At 34.1% G+C, this 23,888-nt stretch carries 17 protein-coding genes; 5 read left to right on the top strand and 12 right to left on the bottom strand.

The features are described 5' to 3' along the window. The first annotated feature begins 34 nt into the window (after positions 1-34). Both HM992_RS02775 and pyk read left to right on the top strand, forming a co-directional pair. The gene (locus HM992_RS02775; RefSeq protein WP_178986524.1) at positions 35-514 is read left to right on the top strand and encodes an IPExxxVDY family protein; all 480 of its coding nucleotides are present in this window, start codon (positions 35-37) and stop codon (positions 512-514) included. Between the two features lie 4 nt (positions 515-518). Beyond that, the gene (gene pyk, locus HM992_RS02770) at positions 519-1,961 is read left to right on the top strand and encodes a pyruvate kinase (RefSeq protein ID WP_179318636.1); all 1,443 of its coding nucleotides are present in this window, start codon (positions 519-521) and stop codon (positions 1,959-1,961) included. Between the two features lie 120 nt (positions 1,962-2,081). On the opposite strand, the gene dinB is transcribed toward pyk, so the two are convergent. Then, positions 2,082-3,194 carry a DNA polymerase IV gene (dinB, locus tag HM992_RS02765; RefSeq protein ID WP_179318635.1) on the bottom strand — a complete coding sequence of 371 codons (1,113 nt, stop codon included), beginning with the start codon at positions 3,192-3,194 and terminating at the stop codon, positions 2,082-2,084. Positions 3,195-3,247: 53 nt separating this feature from the next. Between dinB and HM992_RS02760 the strand changes: the two genes are divergently transcribed. After that, on the top strand, positions 3,248-3,715 hold the full coding sequence (locus tag HM992_RS02760; RefSeq protein ID WP_179318634.1) for a CYTH domain-containing protein: 468 nt from the start codon (positions 3,248-3,250) through the stop codon (positions 3,713-3,715). A 58-nt stretch (positions 3,716-3,773) separates the two neighbouring features. Here HM992_RS02760 and HM992_RS02755 read toward each other — a convergent pair whose 3' ends face one another. The 4 genes from HM992_RS02755 to HM992_RS02740 all read right to left on the bottom strand — a co-directional run bounded on the left by HM992_RS02755 (position 3,774) and on the right by HM992_RS02740 (position 13,860). After that, complete coding sequence (locus tag HM992_RS02755) at positions 3,774-5,681, bottom strand: OmpA family protein (protein WP_179318633.1); 1,908 nt, start codon at positions 5,679-5,681, stop codon at positions 3,774-3,776. Between the two features lie 20 nt (positions 5,682-5,701). Continuing rightward, positions 5,702-6,610: a PorP/SprF family type IX secretion system membrane protein gene (locus HM992_RS02750; RefSeq protein ID WP_179318632.1), complete on the bottom strand. Its 909-nt coding sequence runs from the start codon at positions 6,608-6,610 to the stop codon at positions 5,702-5,704. 27 nt (positions 6,611-6,637) lie between these two features. Next, positions 6,638-12,685, bottom strand: a complete 6,048-nt coding sequence (locus HM992_RS02745; protein WP_179318631.1) for a GEVED domain-containing protein — start codon at positions 12,683-12,685, stop codon at positions 6,638-6,640. Positions 12,686-12,909: 224 nt separating this feature from the next. Further along, positions 12,910-13,860: an endonuclease/exonuclease/phosphatase family protein gene (locus HM992_RS02740; protein ID WP_179318630.1), complete on the bottom strand. Its 951-nt coding sequence runs from the start codon at positions 13,858-13,860 to the stop codon at positions 12,910-12,912. Positions 13,861-13,931: 71 nt separating this feature from the next. Between HM992_RS02740 and hflX the strand changes: the two genes are divergently transcribed. Both hflX and HM992_RS02730 read left to right on the top strand, forming a co-directional pair. Next, the gene (hflX, locus tag HM992_RS02735) at positions 13,932-15,143 is read left to right on the top strand and encodes a GTPase HflX (RefSeq protein ID WP_178986530.1); all 1,212 of its coding nucleotides are present in this window, start codon (positions 13,932-13,934) and stop codon (positions 15,141-15,143) included. 16 nt (positions 15,144-15,159) lie between these two features. After that, on the top strand, positions 15,160-17,430 hold the full coding sequence (locus HM992_RS02730) for a penicillin-binding protein 1A (RefSeq protein WP_179318629.1): 2,271 nt from the start codon (positions 15,160-15,162) through the stop codon (positions 17,428-17,430). Positions 17,431-17,503: 73 nt separating this feature from the next. Here HM992_RS02730 and HM992_RS02725 read toward each other — a convergent pair whose 3' ends face one another. The 7 genes from HM992_RS02725 to HM992_RS02695 form a co-directional block, all read right to left on the bottom strand. Then, the gene (locus tag HM992_RS02725; protein ID WP_179318628.1) at positions 17,504-18,412 is read right to left on the bottom strand and encodes a DUF3078 domain-containing protein; all 909 of its coding nucleotides are present in this window, start codon (positions 18,410-18,412) and stop codon (positions 17,504-17,506) included. Between the two features lie 126 nt (positions 18,413-18,538). Then, positions 18,539-19,045: a DUF2480 family protein gene (locus tag HM992_RS02720; protein ID WP_178986533.1), complete on the bottom strand. Its 507-nt coding sequence runs from the start codon at positions 19,043-19,045 to the stop codon at positions 18,539-18,541. A gap of 18 nt (positions 19,046-19,063) precedes the next feature. Continuing rightward, the gene (locus HM992_RS02715) at positions 19,064-20,899 is read right to left on the bottom strand and encodes an ABC transporter ATP-binding protein (RefSeq protein ID WP_179318627.1); all 1,836 of its coding nucleotides are present in this window, start codon (positions 20,897-20,899) and stop codon (positions 19,064-19,066) included. A gap of 13 nt (positions 20,900-20,912) precedes the next feature. Beyond that, positions 20,913-21,239 (bottom strand): iron-sulfur cluster assembly protein, encoded by a 327-nt coding sequence (locus HM992_RS02710; protein ID WP_178986535.1) that lies wholly within the window; start codon positions 21,237-21,239, stop codon positions 20,913-20,915. Positions 21,240-21,343: 104 nt separating this feature from the next. Next, complete coding sequence (locus HM992_RS02705) at positions 21,344-21,766, bottom strand: SufE family protein (RefSeq protein ID WP_178986536.1); 423 nt, start codon at positions 21,764-21,766, stop codon at positions 21,344-21,346. 33 nt (positions 21,767-21,799) lie between these two features. Continuing rightward, a complete protein-coding gene (locus tag HM992_RS02700) occupies positions 21,800-22,624 on the bottom strand; it encodes an META domain-containing protein (RefSeq protein WP_179318626.1) in 825 nt (274 codons plus the stop codon). Positions 22,625-22,667: 43 nt separating this feature from the next. After that, positions 22,668-23,882: an aminotransferase class V-fold PLP-dependent enzyme gene (locus tag HM992_RS02695; RefSeq protein ID WP_179318625.1), complete on the bottom strand. Its 1,215-nt coding sequence runs from the start codon at positions 23,880-23,882 to the stop codon at positions 22,668-22,670. Positions 23,883-23,888 lie beyond the last annotated feature (6 nt).

Below are 23,888 nucleotides of genomic sequence, written 5' to 3'. Positions count from 1 at the left end.
ATATACTATATTTACCGTTCAAAGTTATAATTGTATGGCTTTACATAAACTTCAGGTAGATGATTTCTATGATGATTCCTATAAACTAATTGCGATTCATTGTAGGTTAGAAGATTATCGATTGGCCTATTTGCTCAACAAGCATTTAGAGCTTAAGTTAGAACGTAAGCAGAAAGATATAGACTTTAAGTATTTAGAATCCTCATACAGTATTTATGAATGGGATAATGAAACGGAATATGTGTTATGGAATTTAATTTCTAACGTTTGTCAAAAAGAAGAAGATAGTTTAAGTAGTACAGGAACATTATTTAGTGATTCTGAGAAAGTGCTCAAAACATTCCATTTAATTTCCGAATATAAAAAAGTAGATTATTTCATTAAAGTTTCAGACGAAATAAAGAATGTGGATGAGAAGCTTATCTTAAAAAAGATACAAGCCATTCCGCAAGTTATAACCAGTTATACGGTAGATCCGTTAAAAATAAAGTCGAAAGACCATTTAATATTTTAGATTGATGTCAATAAACAAGAAAACAAAAATAGTAGCAACTTTAGGTCCAGCAACTAGTACAAAAGAGGTATTAAAAGCAATGCTAGATGAAGGCTGTAACGTATTCAGAATTAATTTTTCTCATGCAGATTATAAAGACGTTGAAGAACGTATTAAAATGATTAGAGAGCTTAATGAAGAATTTGGTTATAATGCTTCAATCTTAGGAGATCTTCAAGGTCCTAAATTACGCGTTGGAACCATGAAAGGTGAAGTGTTTGTAAATCCAGGTGACGAAATTATTTTTGCAACTGGTGAGCGTTTTGAAGGAACTAAAGAACGTGTTTACATGACGTATGATAAGTTTCCACAAGATGCACAGCCAGGCGAACGTATATTATTAGATGATGGAAAATTAATTTTTGAAGTTGTTTCTACAGATAAAATTTCTGAGGTTAAAGCAAGAGTTATACAAGGTGGGCCTTTAAAATCTAAGAAAGGGGTAAACCTTCCTAACACTAATATTTCACAACCTGCTTTAACAGAAAAGGATATTGAAGATGCCATTTTTGCAATTGGTCAGAAAGTAGATTGGATGGCTTTATCATTTGTGCGTCATGCAGAAGATTTAATGCAATTAGAGCGTTTAATTAGTGAGCATAGTGAGCATAAAATTCCAATTATCGCTAAAATTGAAAAGCCAGAAGCGGTTGAGAATATCGATAAAATTGTAGCCTATTGTGATGGCTTAATGGTAGCTCGTGGTGATTTAGGTGTTGAAATTCCTGCAGAAGAAGTACCATTAATTCAAAAGCAATTAGTTTTAAGAGCCAAACGTGCTAGAATTCCTGTAATTATTGCAACCCAAATGATGGAAACCATGATTACAAGTTTAACACCAACACGTGCTGAAGTTAATGATGTCGCTAACTCTGTTATGGATGGTGCAGATGCTGTAATGTTATCTGGTGAAACGTCTGTTGGGCAGTATCCTGTTCAGGTGATTCGTCAAATGTCAAATATTATACGTAGTGTAGAAGATTCACCACTTATTGAGGTGCCACAATCACCTCCTCATATTCGTACTAAAAGATATATTACTAAAGCTATTTGTTATCACGCAGCAAACATGGCGAATGAGATTAATGCAAAAGCAATTTCTACTTTAACTAATAGTGGCTATACAGCTTTTCAGATTTCGGCTTGGAGACCATCTGCTCATATTTTAGTATTTACATCAAACAAACGCATATTAACACAACTGAGTCTTCTTTGGGGTGTTACAGCTTTTTATTATGATAAATACGTAAGTACAGATGAAACCATAGAAGACGTAAATGCTATGGCTTGTAAAAAAGGATATTTAGAAGTCGGAGACATGCTAATTAGTTTAGCGGCAATGCCAATACAAGATAAAGGTATGGTAAATACGTTGCGAGTTTCTGAAATAGAAAGCTGTAGTTTCTAAACAGTAGCTTTAATAATTAAGATAAAGTAAATGCAGTATTGTTGTTAAACGATACTGCATTTTTTTTAACTATATGTTCTAAATCCTAAGTCTGTTAGATGGTTATTAAACGCGTTTAAATTAAAAGGTAAATTTTAATTGCACACTAACGGATTTTTTTTCAAGGTTTGTCGGTTTCATTTTTTTAGATTTTTCGGTATTTAAATTTGATAAGGAAATACCTAGGAGTCGAACTGAATTTTTCATAATGTCTTGATAGAGTAGATCTTTTGCAGTTTCTAGAATTAACGTTTTTTCACTAACATAATAAGGCAAGGTTTTGCTCCGTGTCTGCAAGGTAAAATCGCTATACTTTATTTTTAGGGTGATTGTTTTTCCTGCTACTTTACTTTTCTGTAATCGTTTAGAGACTTCTTCTGCGATATGCTCAAGTTTTTCTAGCATAAAAATTTCAGACGATAGGTTTTCATTAAAAGTGCGTTCTGCTGCTAAAGACTTTCTAATTCTATTAGGTTTTACTTCGCTTGTATGTACGCCTCGTACCACATCGTAATAATAGCGACCCGATTTTCCAAAATTGGCGTCTAAATACTCTAAGGATTTCAATTTTAAATCTTTTCCTGTAAAAATGCCTTTTTGATACATTTTTTCAGCGGTCACTTTACCAACACCATAAAATTTGCGAATGTCTAAATCTTCTAAAAAAGGAATGACATCTTCTGGATTTACCGTTTTCTGGCCATTGGGTTTATTATAATCACTGGCTATTTTAGCGATAAATTTATTAATAGAGATCCCTGCGGAAGCCGTTAAGCCCACTTCGTTGAAAATCCGTTGTCGTATCTCTTCAGCAATTAATGAGGCGCTAGGGAATCCCATTTTGTTTTCTGTAACATCTAAATAGGCTTCATCTAAGGATAATGGTTCTACTAAGTCGGTATATTCAATAAAAATTTTTCGGATGCGTTTAGAGATTTCAGTATAACGCTCAAAATCTGTTTTTACAAAAATAAGTTCGGGACATAATTTTATAGCTAACCGTCCAGACATGGCACTTTTGACTCCAAATTTACGTGCCTCGTAACTTGCAGCACTTACAACACCTCGTGTTCCGCTACCTCCAACAGCAATGGGTTTACCTTTAAGTTCTGGATAATCCATCTGTGCTACAGAGGCATAAAATGCATCCATATCTACATGAATTATCTTTCTTATTGGTAAATCGTTAATCATACTGTAAATTTAGGCATTAAATGCCTTTTAAATTGTAATTATTAAGACTTGTGATGATAGAAATAGAACGAAAATTTTTGGTGAACTCTGTGGCTTTTAAAACAGAAGCGTATAGGAGTTACACTATAAAACAAGGTTTTTTAAATAGTGATAAAGAGCGAACAGTGAGAGTTCGATTAAAAAATGACAAAGGGTATTTAACTGTTAAAGGAAAATCTACTGCTAATGGTTTATCACGTTTTGAGTGGGAGAAAGACATCTCTAAATCAGAAGCTGAAGCCTTATTACAACTTTGTGAACCTGGAATTATTGATAAAACGCGTTATGAAGTTAAATCTAATGATCACACTTTTGAAATAGATGAATTTTATGGTGATAATGAAGGTTTAGTTATTGCTGAGGTTGAATTAAATTCGGAATCTGAAAACTTTGAAAAACCGAATTGGGTTGGAATGGAAGTTACAGGTGATATTAAATATTACAATTCTCAATTAAGTAAATTTCCATATAAAAAATGGTAAAAGAAAAAGCCTATTCGTTTTAAAGAATAGGCTTTTTAATTTTTATGTTAACTAGGGTTTATTCAGCTGTTGGGCTAACAATAATAAACTCTGAGCGTCTATTTTCTGCATGTTGTGCTTTTGTACAACCACCTGAACAATCTACTTTTGGTTCCGTTTCACCTTTACCTTCACCAGTAATACGAGCTTCATCAATACCTTTAGAAATTACATACTGAACCGTCGTTTTAGCTCTGCGATCAGAAAGTCCGTTATTATAAGTATCGGTTCCTCTATTATCTGTATGTGATGTTGCTTCAATAACCATTTCAGGATATTTGTTCATTATCTGAACTAATTTGTCTAATTCAAAAGCCGCTTGTGCTGTAATATTTGACTCATCAAATTCGAAGAAAATTGGTGCTAAATTAATTGATTCATCTACGATTAACTTTTCAATAGGGTCTAAAGAAATTTGAACATTATTTTCTTCGTCATTAGAACCTTTAACTTGCACTTTTTTGCTATCAAAGCCATCCATTACAACTTCAAGTTCTGAATCTTCTTCACATTCCACGATAAATTCAGCAACACCTTCTTCATTAGTTGTTTTTGAAACGACTTTGTTTCCTTCTGCATCAAATAATGAAACTGCTGCTCCACTAATAGGTTCACGTGTTTTATCATCTAAAACAGTAGCACTAATTAGTACATCACAAAGTGGTTGTAGTTTTTTAAATGCGTAAATATCGTCGCTACCTTTTCCACCAGTTCTGTTGGAAGATACAAACCCTTCATCATTCTCTTCATCAATAGAGAAAGCAAAATCATCAGCATTACTGTTAATAGGAATACCTACATTACGAACAGGCGCTATTTTACCGTCAATTACTTTTGTATAAAAGACGTCTAATCCACCAAGTCCTAAATGTCCGTTTGAAGAGAAATATAAAGTGTTGTTACTACTAATGTATGGGAACATTTCTTGACCTTCAGTATTTACTTTTTGACCTAAGTTTTCAGCTTCACCTAATGTACCATCATCGTTTATTGGTGCTTTATAAATATCAAATCCACCAAAACCTTCTGGCATATTCGAAGAAAAATATAAGGTTTTCCCATCAGTACTGACAGAAGGATTTTTAACTGAGTAATTTTCACTATTAACAGCTAATGCTTCTATAGTATCCCAATCATCCCCTAATTTAGTCGCTTTAAATAAATAAAGTTGACTGAATTTTGTACTGCTTAAAGAATCCTTTTGAAAATCTTTTTCGTAATAACTTTCTCTAGAAAAATACATGGTTTTACCATCTGGAGAAAACGATACTAAACCTTCGTGGTATCTCGTATTGATTTTATTATTTGCTAAAGTTGCTTCTTGGTATGTTCCGTCAGTATTTTTAGTAATTGTGTAAATATCTAAAAACGGCTGATCGTTCCATCCATAAGTTTTACGACTATCGTTACGACCCGATGTGATGTATAATTTACCTTCACTCATAGTACCACCAAAATCAGATTGTTCAGAATTGAAATCTGCATTTTGAACATTAAACTTTTTACCTTGTTCTAAAATCTTAGGAAGGTAATCAGGGTTTTTTCTATAAGCTGTAGCTCTGTCATCTGAAGGACGTAGCGTTGCAAATTTATCCATCTGTTTGTTAGATTCGTCATACTTACCATTTGCTTTTAGCATTTGTGAGTACTTGTATACCATTTCTGGGTTATCAGATGTTTCTAATGCTTTAGCATACCAACGTTCAGCTGCTTCAGTATTAAAAATGTTATAATAACTTTCAGCAAGTTGTCCATATACATAAGCATCAGCTTTACCATTGTCTACGAGTTTGTTGTAGCTTTCTGCGGCTTTTACAAATTCGTATTGTGCAAATTGCTTGTCTGCTTTTTTAGTATCTTTATTTTGAGCAGTTAGGCAAAAACCACTCATCAACGTAATTAATAATAATGTTTTATAGTTTTTCATAATTGATTTAGCTTAACTGATTAAAAGTATCTAGGTGAACGAGAAACACGTTTTGCAAAATTAAGATCAAATAATAACATGATCTCATGAGATGCAGGTGCATAGGCTTTAATATCTGAAGAGATGGCATCATATGCATATCCTACTCTTATAGATGGTGATAAAGCAAAATTAACTAAACCAGAAAATGAATCATCTAATCGATATGACGCTCCAATTTCGAATTTTTTGTAGAATCTCGCATTGACGTTAACATCGAATGATGTTGGTGCATCAAATGCAGACTTCACCATTACTGATGGCTTCAACTCTGTATTTGGTGATAAATCGAACACGTAACCACCAGTTAAGAAATAGTGTTGTGTTTCAGATCCTATTTCATAACCATCAGCATCTAAATGTACTGATGACAATAAATTTGGTACAGATAAGGAAACATAATATTTATCAGTATAATAAAAGAACCCTGCTCCGATATTAGGTGTTGTCGTATTAATGTCTTGTGCAAAAAATGGGTCTGTATTATCCACCACATCTACACCCGAGTTTAAACCTATATCATGAAATGTAGCTCCCGCTTTTACGCCAAATGCTAAACGGTGTTCACCACCTAATTGCAATGTGTACGACAAATCTATATAAGCATTGGTTTCTTTAACCGGACCAATTTGATCTGAAATAAGAGACACCCCTAAGCCAAGCTTATCACTAATAGGTGCATGACCGAAAAATGTTCCTGTTTCTGGTCCGCCATCAATCTTTGTCCATTGATTTCTGTATAATAATCCAAAAGAAAGATTTTCTTTTGAGCCTGCATACGCAGGATTAATGATATTCATATTATACATGTACTGCGTGTACTGTGGGTCTTGTTGCCCATGCATCTGAAATGCTAAAAGCAAAACCGCTATAATAGAGAGTTTTTTCATTATAATAAGTTAATTTTTTATAGTTGATTATTTGTTAATATATACCCAAGCACTTTTTGTTTTTGCACCACCTTCGTAAACAACCGTATAGAAATACGTACCTACTGGTAGCTCATCACCATCATTGTTTTGTCCAACCCATTCATCAACGTAATTCTTTTTTGAATACACGAGTGTTCCGTATCTGTTAAATATTTCAAGTTTAGTCACACCAAAACTGCTTAAGTCAAAAGTATCGTTCTGACCTGGTGAAACACCTGGTGAAATACCTTCAGGGAAGATACATGACTCAGCTTCTTCAACAGTTACAGTTATAGTGTTAGAACATCCTGTACCATTAAAAGTTATAGTAGCAGAATATTCACCTGCAAGCAGTACAGAACTTAAGGTTGTACCATTTCCAGTTATTGGGTTACCATCTAAAGACCAACTAACAGAAACATCTGCATCAGTAAAGTTAGAAGGGGTTATGCCAATTGTAATTGGAACTGTTGCGTCAGGACATACTATATAATTATACTGAAGATCAAAATCAGCCAATGGAACGATATTAACTTCTAGATCAAATGAAGTCGTCTGGTAACATCCAGTTACTGTATTTTCTGCTCTGACATAAACAGTTTCTCCGCTACTAGTGTAAGGGTTAGTTAATGCGCCTGAACCAGCTTCTGCTGTTTCTAAAGAAGTATGGTATGAGATTATGATATCATCTTCAATAGTAATTTCGTCATTTAAGGAAACTAAATCAAATTCTGTTTCACCATCTACAACACCATCTAAATCATCACAGACAACAAAATCTTCTGGCTGATTAATAATAGGTCTTGGATTAACTATTAATTCTATTTGAGATAACTCTCTACATCCTAAGAATCCATTTATTGCAGCATTTTCATCTTCTATTCTGATGATTAGTGTCTCACCACTTGATTCATATTGAGAATCTACAGGGTTTATGGCTTGGGCAGCATCATCTGTAGTCAAATAATAGCTTACCGTAAATCCATCGAGACCAAGTGATGTTGAAAAAGCATCTAAATCAAATGTTTCTGTTCCGTCAGCTTCTGGCCCATCACATTCAGCGAGTGTTTGAGGAGCTAATGGCTCTGGATCTTCATAAAGGTATATAAATGCTATTTGAGAGAATGCTTCAGAACCACATTGGTTATCAGTAGCCTGTACTTGGTAGTTGTTAGATTCTGTAACAACAAGAGTTGAAGAAGTTTCTCCTTCCATAACAAAACCATCTTTATACCAAACATATTCATCTGCAAAAGGTGAGCTTGTTTCTAACGTTATTGATTCAAAACCACATACATTAGCTTCAACGATATTAGGATCATCAGTTTCTAAAAGTAGAACTTCGTTACTAACAATCTCAGCTGAGATTTCAGCGTCAATAGTTCCATCTGTTGGACCACCTCCGTTTGTTTGCTCTATAGAAATTGTACCTGGTTGATTTCCATAGTTAGATACTAGTAGTATATAGATTTCTCCTTCTAGGGCATTGTCTATTGTTAATGTTTCTATTGAAGCTGCTGACCAACTACAATCTGCAATGTTTCCATACGGATAGAATTCTGGTGCATATGGAATTCCTGGACAATCTCCTGGTGTTGGACACCCTAAATCTAAATTATCACAAGAGTCTTCTATAGAACTAAAAGGTCCCCAAAGTGCATAATCTACGTCTAAGCCGAAACCATCATCATCTACCTGAGATATTGTAATTTCAACCAATCCAGGACTACCAATTTGAATAGTATTCCATGTTGGGTTTTGAGCAGAAGTTAAACATGCTATTGCTCCAGCAGATGGAATTCCAAATATACTAGGTGCAACTAAAGCTCCTCCTTCTGAACAGAAATTTTCTGCATTTTCACATAATGTATTTGTTGGTGCAGGTCTAATACAAAGATCAAACGTAGAAGTCTCTGACACACTACCTCCACTAAATACTCTTATGTAATACGTTGTGCCAATGGTTAATTGTGTTGTTATACTTGCAACATCATCTGAACAATATAATTCTGTTAAAGATCCACAAGCCCCTTCATAAACAGCATGATCTATATTAGTGGTACCTCCAGTAATATTAATTATTGAAATCAGTTGAACGTCACTTAAAGCTGTAAACTCAAACCAAACATCGTCATTTGGTGTGCCAGTACAAGAACTGTCAGGAACATTTGAAGGTGATGCAGCTAGTATAGTTCCAGAAGTTACTAAATCGCAACTACCAAACTCATTAACTACTGCTGTTATAGCTTGGTCACATTCATCATTACTTGGTGGACATGCTAAAATTTCGAAAGTTTCACTGCTGATAACACAATTATTATCTTGTTCATTGGTTACAAATACTTTAACGGCAGTTCCAAAAGCGAATGGACCGGCTTGGTATGTTTCAGTATCAGAGACTTGAATTGTACCTCCATCAAAATTATTAGTAATTTCTAATGAAGTAGCATCGCCTAAACTTATAACGTTTACAGCAATGTAAAATTGATCGTTATCACAGTCTGGTACTGTTGTAAATTCTGCTTCGGCAAGCGTACAATTTAATTCTTGAACGTTTACTGTGAAATCTAAAGTTACACCCCAAGTGCCATTATAACAAGGGTTAATAGGTGTTTGTACAAAATCAGTTCCTACAATTCGCATTCTATGTTCTCCTAGTGGAGCTGTTAAAGGCATTGTAAATGAAGCATCTAATATATGTGGATTACTACCGCCTGCTGAAGCACCTCCATATACCATCTCAGAGGTATCGAATATTAAATCATCATTAAAATCTATCCAGATATTAGTATTGTAGGTTGCTGTATGAGCATATTCTATTTCTACATTGGTATTTATCCCTTGGAAAACATTCACAACAGGTGACGTATTATTTTCATAAGTGACATCTCCTGGACTTGGAAAATCTGTTAAACCGACTGTAGCGTTGTTAACTCCATTACCATCATTAGATGAAGGAATAGAAGCACAGTAACCAGTATAGAACTCGAATGGGCCGTTAAATGAACTTTCATCTCCAGGGCTACAAATAGCTTGTACATAATACTCATAACTAGTATCAGATGTTAAATCAGATAAAATATATGGGTTGGTGTCGATATTATATTCAAATGTACCAGAACCTAGTGCGAAACCAGCTTCACCATATTGAATGTTCCATTCTGAAGCAGATCCGTTTTCTGTCCAACTTAATTCAGTAGACGTTAAACTTAAATTAGTAGCTGTTAAGTCTGTAGGCTCAGGACATGTTGGAATGCCTCTAACTCTAAAGTTATCTACAAATACATCATTGTCGTTACCGTCATTAACAGTACCACTAGTAGCATAAAATGCAAATTGTACTATTTGACCACTATACGCCGTTAAATCCATTACTGGATGTTCACCGGTTTCAGATAATGTAGATGTATTGTCATAAGTTGTTAAACTCGACCATGTAGCACCATTATCGGTAGATATTAAGAAATCCACAATATCATCAGAACCTAACGTTCCAACAGTAGTATTTGTCCAAGTTGTAATTCCGAAATCAAATTCTACTTGAAAAGGACCACCAGTTAAGTCAAATTGTGGTGATAAAATCCAATCGTTGAAAGTTGTACCGTATAAGTTTAATCTATAAGCTCCAGTAAAACCATCGTTAAGGAATCCATCAGCAGTCCAAGAACTAGCTCCTAATTCTGTAGGACCAGTCGTTAAATCACCGTTATTGGCTTCATTCCAACAATCAGGAGTTATAGTTGTGAAGTTTTGAATATAATCTGGAATAAACACAGAACATACCGTTGTGAAGTTTAAAGGACCAGTATACACACTTATATCGCCACCACAATCAGATTGTACATAGAAATCATAAGAAGTAATTGCATCAAGACCTGTTGCAATATAAGGGTTAGAAACGTTTGTGTCTGTTGGTGTACCTGTCGGTGTTTCACCTGCTTCTACTATTTCTACATTCCATATTGCAGAAGTTCCTGCTTCTACCCATGATAATTCAGCAGAATCAGATGTTATATTTGTAACCGCTAAATCATTTGGTTCAGGACATTCAGGTACGGCTCTTACTTGGAAATTATCTACAAATATGTCAACATCTTGCGAGTCAACGATTGTTCCAGAGGTAGCATATATAGCAAATTGAACGGTTTGACCACTATATGCCGATAAATTTACTACTGGATGAGCGCCAGCTGCAGGTATTGTAGAAGCATTGTCATAAGTAAGTAAAGTTGTCCACGAAATGCCATTATCGTTTGATATTAAAAGTTGTACTGAATCATCAGAACCTAATACACCAGGGTTTGCATTACCCCATAGTGTAATGCCAAAATCAAATTCTACTTGAAAAGGATCACCAGTTAGGTCAAACTGTGGTGATAAAATCCAATCACTAAAATCTACAAAAGTTGAACCATAAACATTTATTTTATAGGCTCCTGTAAAACCATCATTAAGAAATCCATCAACGGTCCAAGATCCTGCGCCCAAATCTATAGGGCCCGTAGTTGGGTCACCATTATCAGCTTCATCCCAACATTCAGGGGTGACAGTAAAAGTAAGATCTGTAAAGTCTTGAATATAATCAGGAACAATTACATCACATAACGTCGTAAATGTAAAAGGACCTGTCCATGCACTTAGCTCACTTCCACAATTAGCTTGTACATAATAATCGTAACTTGTTAAACCGTCTAAACCAGTAGCAGTATATGGATTTAAAATATCAATTTCGGTTGGTGTACCTGTTGGCGGAGTTCCATTAGTTACAACTTCAATATTCCATTGGGATACACTACCTACTTGATTCCAACTGAGTTCTGCAGAATTTGCTCCAATTCCAGTAGCTGTTAAAGCACTAGGAGGAATACAACTTGGTGCTTCGGTAACGTTTATAGTCATTTCTGCTGTTACACCCCAAATCCCTGAATAACATGGGTTAGCTGGCGATTGTTCATTGTATGAACTTACCATTCTCATATTATAATTACCTAAAGGTACTTCTGGCATTACGAATGATGCATCTAATGTAGTAGGGTTACCACCTGGTGCTTGCCCTGAAAAAACCAATTCAGTAGCATTGTCATATACTAAATCATTATTAAAATCAATCCAAACGTTAGCGTAGTATGCATAACCTGTAACAAAGGTAATTTGCATGTTTGAAGTTACACTAGAAGCTAAATCAACAGTTGTTGCTGTAAAATCTTCATTGTTAAGAGCTCCTTCAGAAATTAATGTTTCCTCACCTAATACTATTTGTGAGATTCCATTACCCTCTAGATTTGTTGGTATAGATTGACAATAACCTGTATAAAAAGTAAAAGGTCCTACCCATTCGCTTACACCATCATCGATACCACAATCGGCTTGATAATACACATAGTAATTTGTATTCTCAGTTAATCCTGTGAATGATGTTGCAGGTGTACCTGTAATAGCAGCAGAAGCTTCTTCTTCACCTGCACCTGGTGTAAAATCGGCTCCACTATTGTATTCAACATTCCATGCCGTTTCAGAAAAGCCTGCACTCCAAGTTAAATCAACATCTGTTGTTGTTAACATGGTAGTCATCATACCTGATGGGCTAAGACAGCTTGGACTTTCAAAAAGTGTTACAACTATATTAGACCAATTGGCATCAGATCCAGCATAATCTTGGTTAGGTGTAATTTCTAAATATCCGTCTGTAGTAGGATCGTAACCTGCAGGTAATTCACCTGAGAAAATCAACGTTGTATCGTTAGCGTCAAAGTTCCAGCCAGAAGTTGCTATATCTAAAAATACATCTCCCGCTGAAGTCGTTATAGTCAGTTGGGCTTCTTGAGAATAAGGGAATCCGTCACCTTCGACCCAATCAGCTGATACCGAAAACGATGAATATGACCCAGAAGAGGATGCAGGCATGCCTGCTGTATTGGCTGTATCATTGATATTGATACTTACATTTCCTCCGGAGACAACATTTATCGGTCCTACTATAGGTGGAAAATCATACTGAGCGCTAGCGGTAAGGAAGAAACCTAGCATGATTAAAAATAGAGTAATTTTTTTCATTATTAATCGGTTTGTTAAAAATTATTTATTTGCTTTATAACTGTTTGATTATAAAGCGGTTTGTTGGTTTTTGAGAAAAATTGTGATGTGTTCCGCATAACTGCCGTTGGTTGGACGTTTTAACTATGCGAACTCGAATATATAAAAAATGACTATTAACATGTTGTTAACAATCTTAAAATAGATTAACTACCGTATTAATCGACAAATGGGTTGGCTAATTATTATGAAGGCTTCAATTCAATAAAAACGGGGAAATGATCACTGTAACCTCCCTTATATTTTTTACCTACAAAGGTCCTAAATGGTTGACCTTTGTATTTACCATCTAATTGCGTAAGAAATTTACTATTAAAAACTTTAGCATCGCTAAATACTAATTTAGAATTACTAGTGTCAAAAAAATTAGTAGAAAATAAAATTTGGTCAAATAAGTTCCATTGAAAATTATGACTCAAACTTCCGTTGTCTCGAGACCAAACGGTTTTAAAAGGATTAAAAAGACCGCTTTCGTTCTCAAGCAGTAGCATACTATTACAATTAGGGTTATCATTAAAGTCACCCATAACAATAATTTTAGCCTTCAAGTTTTCATTTTTAACCTTCTTAATCACTGAATTTACAACTTTGGCCGATGCAATACGCTTAAATTCGGTTTCTCTGACGCCTTCTCTACGAGATGACCAATGATTAACAATGATATTAATAGGGTCATTATTTAGTTCCCCTTGTACCAAAAGAATATCTCTAGTATAATCTTGCTCTCCTTTTTCATTTTGAAGATATACAGAAAAGGTTTCAGAATGTGTTACTTTAAAAATGTCAGGTTTATATAGTAATGCTACGTCTATACCTCTTTCGTCGGGAGAATCAAAATGAATAAATTTATAATTTTCTTCTTTGAGGTTTTTACTATTTACTAAGTCTGAGAGGACGTTCTGGTTTTCAACTTCGGCTAAACCAATAATTATTGGTGCAATTTGATTATCTTCATTACCTATTTGTGGAATTACCGTTCCCAATTTCATTAATTTATTTTGATAGCGTTTTAACGTCCAGCGTTTTTGAGATGTTGGTAAAAAATCTTTATCATTTGTTAAAGGGGCTTTTTTTATATCGAATAAATTTTCGATATTATAAAATGCAATGGTATAAGCGTCAATATAATTATTCATAGGATTAAATATAGCTTTTTAAAATATTAATAGGACTAAACCATTTGCTTAACTTTGTACTTTAATTTATTATGATAGAGAAAAAAGATATAGAATTAGAGAAAGCAGTACTCATTGGTGTTATTACACAAAATCAAGATGAAGAAAAATCTAAAGAATACTTAGACGAATTAGAGTTTTTAACCTATACTGCTGGTGGTGAAGTCATAAAACGATTTACCCAAAAAATGGCAATTGCCAACCCTAAAACCTTTATTGGTACAGGGAAAATGGAAGATGTAAGAAAATTTGTAGAAGAAAATGATATTGGTACTGTTATTTTTGATGATGAATTATCGCCTGCACAAGAACGAAACATCAGTGCTATATTAAATTGTAAGATTTTAGATAGAACGAATCTTATTTTAGACATTTTTGCCCAACGTGCACAAACGAGTTATGCTAGGACCCAAGTTGAATTAGCACAATGCGAATATTTACTACCAAGACTAAAAGGAATGTGGACACACCTTGAGCGTCAAAAAGGGGGAATTGGTATGCGCGGACCTGGTGAAACAGAGATTGAAACAGATAGACGAATTGTTCGTGATAAGATTGCTCTGCTAAAAGCTAAGATTAAAGTTATAGATAAACAACAAGCCGTACAACGTGGTAATCGCGGTAAAATGGTACGTGTGGCCTTAGTTGGTTATACCAATGTAGGGAAATCTACTTTAATGAACGTGATTAGTAAAAGTGAGGTGTTTGCCGAAAATAAATTGTTCGCCACCTTGGATACTACCGTCAGAAAAGTAGTGATTGGTAACTTGCCATTTTTAATGAGTGATACCGTAGGATTTATTAGAAAATTGCCAACACAATTGGTAGAGTCTTTTAAAAGTACATTAGATGAAGTTCGTGAAGCCGATTTATTACTTCACGTTGTTGATATTTCACATACTAATTTTGAAGAGCATATAGATTCTGTTAATCAGATTTTAGATGAAATTGAGAGTAAGGATAAACCAACCATTATGGTTTTTAATAAGATTGATGCTTATGAGCCAGAACCTTTTGATGAAGAAGATTTAGTAGAAGTACGTACGGAAGCTAATTTTACTATTGATGAATGGAAAAAAACGTGGATGTCTAGAGTTGGTGATAATGCGTTATTTATTTCGGCATTAAATAAAGAGAACATGGACGAGTTTAGAAAACGCGTTTATAAAGAAGTTCGCGAAATCCATGTAACGCGTTTTCCGTACAATCATTTCCTATATCCAGACGTTGAAGATATAGAATAATAAAGTTCTAAAATATATGAATGCTCCCCAATCGCGCTTTAAAACTTTTATTAAAAAGGGTCTAAGTAACAAATGGATAAAATGGTTGCTTATTTTTATAGCTGCTATTTTAGTGTTTCTTGCAGGACTTTATATAAGTATATATCTTGGGTTCTTTGGAAAACTTCCAACAGTAGATGATATAAGTTCTATAAAACAAGAACAAGCGACACAACTACTAGATAAGGACGAAAAATTAATAGGTAAATATTACATCTACGACAGGCAACCTGTAGCGTTTAACGATTTACCAAAACATCTTATTGAGGCTTTAGTGGCTACAGAAGATTCAAGATTTTACGAGCACGATGGTATAGACAACATTAGTTTAATGCGCGTGTTTGTCAAGAATTTAATTCTTCAAGATAAATCGGCAGGAGGTGGAAGCACAATAACACTTCAATTGGCTAAAAACTTATATGGCAGAAAGAATTATGCATTTTTCAGTATGCTCATTAATAAATTTAAAGAATCTATTGTTGCCAAGCGTATAGAATCTGTGTATTCTAAAGAAGATATTTTAACCTTGTATCTCAATACGGTTCCTTTTTCTGATAATACATACGGCATAGAAAGTGCTTCGCTTAAATTCTTCAATAAATCTGTAAATGAGATTTCGCTTATTGAGGCTGCAACGTTAGTCGGTACATTAAAAGCAAACACCTACTACAATCCAAGAGTGCATTTAGAACGCAGCAAAGGTCGAAGAAATGTTGTTTTAAGTCAGATGGTGAACTATGAGTATCTATCAAAAGATTCATTAGCTTATTATTCAGATCAAGAACTAGAATTGGATTATCGATCTTTTAATCACGATTTAGGAGTAGCTCCTTATTTTAGAACCGAAGTAAAAAAACAATTAGAGTCTATTTTAGATACTTTAAAAACACCTGAAGGAGAAAAATATGACCTCTATAAAGATGGTTTAATTGTGCATACGACCTTAGATTTTAAAATGCAGCAATTAGCAGAAGACGCCATGAAAGAGCACATGAGTAAGCTCCAGGCTGATTTTGAAACATCGTATGGCAAAAATTCACCTTGGGAAACAAATGCTAAACTGCTTGAAAGTGCGATTTCTAAATTAAACCAAGTTAAAAGGTATAAAAAACAAGGACTAACTGAAAAGCAAATTAAAGATTCATTAAATATTAAGCGACCTACAGACTTATTTAGTTGGAAAGGGGATACCATTAAAAACATATCGACGATAGATAGTTTAAAGCATTATTTAAAATTCTTAAACACAGGCATGTTGTCTGTTGAGCCAACCACAGGAGCGGTAAGAGCTTACGTTGGAGGTATTGATTACAGATATTTTAAATACGATCATATTTCGCAAAGTGAACGCCAAGTGGGTTCTACTTTTAAACCTTTTGTGTATACTGCAGCTATAAATCATAGTTTAAGTCCATGTACTTATTTCTCATTAAATAAAGTGACGTATACAGATTATGATGATTGGACTCCTACTAATTCCGGAAGTGGTGAGGAGGATCCTTATATCAATTACACTTTAGAAAATGCTTTAAGTAATTCCGTAAACACCATTTCGGTTAAGGTTTTAGAAGAGGTTGGTATTCAAAAAGTTTTAGAGCAAGTTGAAAAGTTAGGAATTTCGAAAAAATTACCCAATGAACCCTCATTGGCATTAGGAGTTGCAGAAATAAGCGTGAAGGATTTAACAGGTGCTTATGCTAGTTTTCTTAATGAAGGTAAGGCTGTAAAACCTTATTATATTACCAAGATTGAAGATAAATTTGGTAATGTCATAGCAACTTTTGAACCGGAAATTTCTGAAAAAGAAGCCTATACGGAATACACGAGGCAGGTGCTTTTAGAAATGATGAAATCTACAGTTAATAAAGGTACAGCAACACGATTAAGAAGTACCTACGGATTAAAAAATGAAATAGCAGGTAAAACAGGTACGACGCAAGATAATAAAGATGGTTGGTTTGTTGGCTTAACGCCAAACTTGGTTACTATTACTTGGGTTGGAAATGACAATCATGCCATAGGATTTAAGTCTACAGGTATGGGGCAAGGTTCTAATTCAGCCTTACCTATATTTGCTAAATTCTATCAGAAATTGAATAAAGACAGTGACTTTAATACCATTACTAAAGCGCAGTTTGAAACACCTTCAGAACAAGTTTTAAGCGACTTAGATTGTGAGCCCACAAAGCGTGATGGTTTTATTAAACGCCTCTTTAAGAAAAAGGAAAAGAAGAAAACTTTTAATTAAGGAAAGCTAAAACATAAAAAAACCTATCTAAATGTTAATCTAGACAGGTTTTCTATTTTAAACGTGGTTGCTATTAAAACTTGTAGCTTAAACCAATAGTATAATAAGATTGTAATTTGTTATCTGCATCAGCTAAATCAACTTCTTGGTAATTAGCAGCTTCTTGTTTGTTGCTTCTTAAAGCAAAATCAAAACCAACACCAATCATTTTCCATAATGTATAGCTAAATGAGTTGGTCCAAGTAAAGTTAGATAGGTCACTATCTTCGTAGCTTTGGAACGTAGAGAAATTGGTTTTAAAGTTAATTGCACCAATTTGTCTTGTGTAATCTGCTACAATTTTAGCACCTGCAGAAGATTCAAAAGCAGCATCATTTTCAGCAAATACAAAGTTATAGTTTAATGGGTGAATTACCACGATTAAATTTTCAAGTGGAGTCCATGTCGCACCAACACCAACATCTAAAAATCCTGGGTCATTAAAGTCATTTAAAAGTGTAGTTCTATATTCTGCTAAACCAGAAATAGCCCAAGTTTTACTGATATTTCTTCCGTAAAGTGAAGAAATATTAAAAACATCTGATGTAGGTTCAAAATCATCACTATCTGCGTCAGTATCTTTATCATCTAATTTTACCCAAGCAAGATTAATGTTAAGCGAGTTTCTCCAAAAATATTTGTCTTCAATTTTATTAGCGAAAGCATTAAAAGTGATTCCAATGTTTCCTGTTGAATTGTTTGGTGCTGCTTGTGAGTACCAATCGTTAAAATTAGATAAGCTTCCTCCAATAGTACCAAAAGCACCTTTTCTCCAACCTGGTAATGCATCTATTTGTGCTTGTAATGCATTAGCTTCTCCTTGAAATTTGTCAGCTTCTGCTTGTTTTTCAGCTTTTTGAGCTTGTAATTCTTCTTTAGTTTGTGAAAAACTTAAAGTGACTACCAATAATAGGAATATTGATAGAAGTAATTTTTTGTTCATAATAGGATTAATTTTTTAAAAATTGAATTTGCAAATTTAAGTGTTAATTGATTTTAAATCATTTTTTTTTCGATAAAATCACTATTAATAAGACACCTGAACTTTTAATAAGTCACATTTATAAAATTATTTTTTTTTGAATAAGGGAACCGAAGAACAAGCTTCTCCAAACATGATAGATTTTGCAATCGGTTTTAATTTTTGAGAAAGCAATACTAAGGCATTTGAAGGTACAGGTTTGTTTGAGCAACCCTTTATAATTACTGGTGAATTTTGATATTCTGAAAGGTCTAAATTTGCAATAATCTCTGTATACAAAATAGATTCTAAGTTTTCTAGTGAACCAATATTAGCCAACTTAGCATAATCTTGTAGCTCTATGGCAATCAGCATATAAGCCCAATCTGGCACAATTGCATCTGTTGAACAATGTAAGGCCACGTAACAATCCTGATATTGTGACCAATTATGTTCAGAAACAAAAGCTCTAAAGTCTTTCTCGCGAAGCACTAAACCTTCCGTCAACCAATCTTTTATATCAAAAAGAACACGTTCACCTTTTGGATAATAGTCTTCTAAATCTATAACTTTTAGTTTGCTGTTTGCAACTCTATTAATGATTTCTCCTTCCATACAACAAAGATAATTGATTTACTGATAGCCTTCAGCTTGTAGAGTGAACAATTCAGAATACAAATCTTGATTCTTCATGAGTTCCTCATGGGTGCCAATTTCTAATGCTTTTCCATGTTCTAAGACTAAGATTCTATCTGCTTGGCGGACTGTACTAAATCTGTGTGAAATTATAATACTTGTTTTGCCTTCAGTTAAGCCAATAAAACGACCAAAGACCTCGCTTTCTGCTCTTGCATCTAAGGCAGATGTTGGCTCGTCTAAAATCATTACTTCGGCACTTTTCATATAAGCTCTCGCTAAAGCTACTTTTTGCCATTGTCCGCCAGATAATTCCTGTCCATTGGAAAAACGTTTTCCTAATTGTTGATTGTAGCCTTGTTTTAATTCGGAAACCACTTCGTTGGCTAAACTCAATTCTGCAGCATTTTCAATTTTATCTTGGTTGTTTATTTCATCTATGTTTCCGATCGCGATGTTTTCTCTGACAGTAAATTCATACCTAAAGAAATCTTGAAAAATAACACCAAAATATTCTTGATATTCCGCGATATTGAAACGGTTAATATTAATGCCATCTAATAATATTTCGCCAGAAGTAGGTTCGTAGAATCGTAATAATAGCTTTATTAAAGTTGTCTTTCCAGCTCCATTTTGTCCAACAAAAGCTAATTTTTCTCCGGCTTGAAGATTGAATGTGATGCCTTTTAAAATTTCAGTTTCAGAATTTGGATAAGCAAATCGAACATCTTTAATTTCAAAACCGGTTTTAATTTTTTTAGGTAACGGAATATCTTCTTTAACTTTTGAAACAATTGAAATATCAACGAAATCAAAATAATCTTTCAGATATAAAGCACTTTCAGAAATACGTGTGAATTTTGAAAAGAAATCTTGAAGGTTTCGCATTAAGCGATTAAACGAACCCGATAAAAAGGTTAATTCACCAAGTGTAATCGCTCCAGAAAGCACGCGATAAATAATAAATACATAAGCTCCATAATAACTTAAAGACCCTAATACATTAAACAGAAAGCCCAAGGCAGATCGTTTAATGGCCAAAGTTTTATTAAGCTGAAAATACTCTTCGGATAAATTTTTAAATCGATCTACCACAAAATCGGTTAGGCCAAAAAGTTTGATTTCTTTAGCCGTTTTGTCGTTTGCTCCTATAAACCGTAAATAATCTAATTCGCGTCGTTCAGATGTCCAGCTTCGTGCTAACGAATATTGTTGTTGACTAAATCGTACTTCGTTAATAAATGATGGAATAATACTTAGTACTAATAGAATTATTAAGTACGGTTCAAAATAAATTAAACCCGCAATAAGTGTTGCAATAGAAATGGCACTTTGCGCTTGTCCTAAAACATTAGACATTAGAGCAACACGACCAGTAGTTTGTGTTCTGGCACGTTCTAGCTTATCATAAAATTCAGAATCCTCTAATAAGCTAATATTAATTTGATTGGTTTTTTTTATAATGGTAATCGACGTGGCAATATTATATTCGTCACCCAATAAACCATCGGTTAATGAAATGGCTCTACTTATTAAATCGGAGAGAATTATTAACCCAAACTCAGCGGCAACATACGTCCACAGCGTATAATAGTCTGGATTATCTAATGAAATTTGTAAAATAATTTCATCTATAATTAGTTTTCCTATCCATAAAATAATAACAGGAAGCAAAGCTCCTATTAGTCTACAAAATGCAGATAATAGGAAGAGGCTTTTGTTGACTTTCCAAATTTCTTTAAAAAATCTTGGAATATAAACCAGAGCATTAAATGATGATTTTATACTCTTTTTTTTATCATCTTTTAAGGAGGTCGGTGTGCGTCTTGCCATTTATTGGTTTTAATTAAAGCATACCAAGCTCTAACTTGGCTTCTTCGCTCATTAAATCTTGAGACCAAGGCGGATCGAAAGTAATTTCTACTTCGGCATCTTTTACCTCATTAATTGATTTTATTTTTTCTTCAACCTCTAATGGTAACGTTTCTGCTACAGGGCAATTAGGTGTTGTTAAGGTCATTAAGATTTTTACTTCGTAATCTTCGTTAATTAAAACATCGTAAATTAACCCTAATTCGTAGATATCCACAGGGATTTCTGGATCGTAAATGGTTTTTATAACTCTAAGGATTTTCTCTCCTAATACTGCTGTATCTATGGTTGTGTCGCTCATCTGAAAATTTATTTTCTGTTCCCATTCAAATAGGAATCTGTTTAGTTATTAAGTTGTTTGTTGTGCAGTTGAATCGGGCCAACTACCACTCAAAGATAAACAACCTAATTCAATTGTGTTTGATATGCAATGGCATACAATTTTAGTTGTTTTATCATACTCACTAGTCCATTGGCTCTAGTTGGTGATAAATGCTCTTTTAAGCCAATTTTATCAATAAAGTCGGTGTTAGCTTCAAGTATAGCTGTTGGGTGCTGATTAGAAAATGCTCTAATCAATATGGCGATAATACCTTTGGTGATAATAGCATCGCTATCTGCTGTAAAGTTTATTTTATCATCTACCATATTGGCATGAACCCAAACTTTACTCTGGCAACCTTTTATAATATTATCTTCGGTTTTATATTTTTCATCTATTAAAGGTAAGTCCTTCCCTAAATCTATCATGTATTGGTAGCGTTCTTCCCAATCCTCAAACATAGCGAACTCATCAATAATTTCATTTTGTACGTCTTCAATAGTCATAGTCTCATTCTTTTTTACAAAATTACAAAATCGCTACTGTTTTACGGTTTTTTCTTTAATGGATAACACTTTATTAACTAATGCTTCTATTTCCATTGGTGGATTACCATGATCAAAAGTCGGTGTCATGTATTCTACATCACCAATCTGAATGGCTAAAGTAGCATGAAGCGCTCCATCGTATTGGTGTTTTTGAGAAGGCGGTTTTAATTGATTAAGTGTCTCTAAATCAGTGTTTTCAATTAAGTTTTTGAGTTCTTCCCATTGTGCTAGATCAATGCTGTGTTTTTGAATAGTCTGAAGGCTTTGATCTTTTGAAATTGAAATCCCATGTTTTGAAATCAAAATAAAATCAAACGACCCTCTGGTTGAGGCTTCATATTTGACAGCAGTTTTATAAGAATCACCTGTAGTAGTGCTTTTTTTAGAAGCTGCAATAGTCCTTATTCCTTTGATTAGGAGGTTATCGTTTTCTGAAAATGAAATACTATTAGTATCAATTGAAAATGAATTAACAAGACTCAAAGATTTTAAAAACTGCTTTTCTATAGTCATGATGTCTTTGGAACACCACTTTTTTGAAGCGGCAATATCTCCAAATGTAATTGTATTGTTTTCTGTAGAATAACTACCAAAGAAACTATTACAGCTAGCAAATCCAGTGACATTATTGGAGGTCTCATCAAAGGAAATTGTGATTTCATTGAGAGAAACATCAGTATTTCCAAGTTGGGTTATGTAATAAGTTCCAGAAGGTGTTTCGTGCATATTTTTACTGTTTTCAATGACATCTGTTGAAGATTTACAGGAGCTTATAGTTATTAAAAGCGTGACTAAACTGAGTAGAAATTTCATCATTTAAGGTTTTTTAAATAAGTAAATACACGTTTAATGCCAAAGTCTAAGAAAGCATCATTATTGCTTTCTTTAAAGCTGTGATAAAAGCATCAATTTCTTCTTTGGTATTATAAAACATGAAAGAGGCTCTTACTGTTCCTGGAATTTTATAAAAATCCATAATGGGCTGTGCACAATGATGACCTGTACGGACTGCAATCCCCATTTTGTCTAAAATAGTTCCGATATCGTAAGGATGTATGGTTCCAACATTAAACGAAATAACAGAGGTTTTTTCCTTTGCTGTACCGTAAATTTTTAAACCTTCAATTTTTTGTAATTCTGAAGTTCCGTAATCTAAAAGTTCATTTTCGTAAGTGGCAATGGCATCAAAACCAATGGCATTCATGTAGTCTAAAGCAGCTCCAAAAGCAATACCTCCACAAATGTTTGGTGTGCCAGCTTCAAATTTATGAGGTAAACCTGCATACGTCGTTTTTTCAAAGGACACTTCAGCAATCATTTCACCTCCTCCTTGGTATGGTGGTAATTTGTTAAGCCATGCTTCTTTTCCGTAGAGCATTCCCACACCAGTTGGACCACACATTTTATGAGCTGAACAGACATAGAAGTCAACATCTAAAGCTTGAACATCTGGTTTTATATGTGGACAAGATTGTGCGCCATCTACTAAAACGGCTGCACCAACGGCATGTGCTTTTTTAATGATGTATTCAATAGGGTTTATAGTTCCTAAAGCGTTTGAAATATGATTTACGAAAACCAACTTCGTGTTTTCATTCAAAAGCGCATCGTATGCTGACATAATCAACTCGCCATTTTCATTCATGGGAATGACTTTTAATATGGCTCCTGTGCGTTCACATAGCATTTGCCAAGGCACTATATTACTGTGATGCTCTAAAGCTGAAACGATGATTTCATCTCCTTTTTTTAATAGTGAAGAAAACCCATTAGCAATTAAATTAATGCCATGTGTTGTTCCAGCAGTAAAAATAATTTCGTGGCTGTGTTTGGCATTAAAGTGCTTCTGAATTTTGAGTCGTGCTTGCTCATAAGCATCGGTAGCTTCTTGGCTTAAACTATGCACTCCTCTATGAATATTCGCATTGTAATTACTGTAATAATCTACAATAACATCAATGACTTGTTGAGGTGTTTGCGAAGTTGCAGCATTATCAAAATAGATGAGTGGTTTCCCGTTAACCTCACGTTGAAGTATTGGAAAATCTTTTCTTATGTTTTGTATGTCTAACATTGTCTT

This window comes from Winogradskyella helgolandensis, assembly GCF_013404085.1.
GTDB lineage: Bacteria > Bacteroidota > Bacteroidia > Flavobacteriales > Flavobacteriaceae > Winogradskyella > Winogradskyella helgolandensis.
Note: the sequence above shows the minus strand (reverse complement) of the source record. Positions and strands in the feature narration are given on the sequence as shown.

Bases quoted from the DNA above. Each gene is read 5' to 3' on its own strand.
- HM992_RS02775 (WP_178986524.1), top strand. From the start codon at position 35: ATGGCTTTACATAAACTTCAGGTAGATGATTTCTATGATGATTCCTAT.
- pyk (WP_179318636.1), top strand. From the start codon at position 519: ATGTCAATAAACAAGAAAACAAAAATAGTAGCAACTTTAGGTCCAGCA.
- dinB (WP_179318635.1), bottom strand. From the start codon at position 3,194: ATGATTAACGATTTACCAATAAGAAAGATAATTCATGTAGATATGGAT.
- HM992_RS02760 (WP_179318634.1), top strand. From the start codon at position 3,248: ATGATAGAAATAGAACGAAAATTTTTGGTGAACTCTGTGGCTTTTAAA.
- HM992_RS02755 (WP_179318633.1), bottom strand. From the start codon at position 5,681: ATGAAAAACTATAAAACATTATTATTAATTACGTTGATGAGTGGTTTT.
- HM992_RS02750 (WP_179318632.1), bottom strand. From the start codon at position 6,610: ATGAAAAAACTCTCTATTATAGCGGTTTTGCTTTTAGCATTTCAGATG.
- HM992_RS02745 (WP_179318631.1), bottom strand. From the start codon at position 12,685: ATGAAAAAAATTACTCTATTTTTAATCATGCTAGGTTTCTTCCTTACC.
- HM992_RS02740 (WP_179318630.1), bottom strand. From the start codon at position 13,860: ATGAATAATTATATTGACGCTTATACCATTGCATTTTATAATATCGAA.
- hflX (WP_178986530.1), top strand. From the start codon at position 13,932: ATGATAGAGAAAAAAGATATAGAATTAGAGAAAGCAGTACTCATTGGT.
- HM992_RS02730 (WP_179318629.1), top strand. From the start codon at position 15,160: ATGAATGCTCCCCAATCGCGCTTTAAAACTTTTATTAAAAAGGGTCTA.
- HM992_RS02725 (WP_179318628.1), bottom strand. From the start codon at position 18,412: ATGAACAAAAAATTACTTCTATCAATATTCCTATTATTGGTAGTCACT.
- HM992_RS02720 (WP_178986533.1), bottom strand. From the start codon at position 19,045: ATGGAAGGAGAAATCATTAATAGAGTTGCAAACAGCAAACTAAAAGTT.
- HM992_RS02715 (WP_179318627.1), bottom strand. From the start codon at position 20,899: ATGGCAAGACGCACACCGACCTCCTTAAAAGATGATAAAAAAAAGAGT.
- HM992_RS02710 (WP_178986535.1), bottom strand. From the start codon at position 21,239: ATGAGCGACACAACCATAGATACAGCAGTATTAGGAGAGAAAATCCTT.
- HM992_RS02705 (WP_178986536.1), bottom strand. From the start codon at position 21,766: ATGACTATTGAAGACGTACAAAATGAAATTATTGATGAGTTCGCTATG.
- HM992_RS02700 (WP_179318626.1), bottom strand. From the start codon at position 22,624: ATGATGAAATTTCTACTCAGTTTAGTCACGCTTTTAATAACTATAAGC.
- HM992_RS02695 (WP_179318625.1), bottom strand. From the start codon at position 23,882: ATGTTAGACATACAAAACATAAGAAAAGATTTTCCAATACTTCAACGT.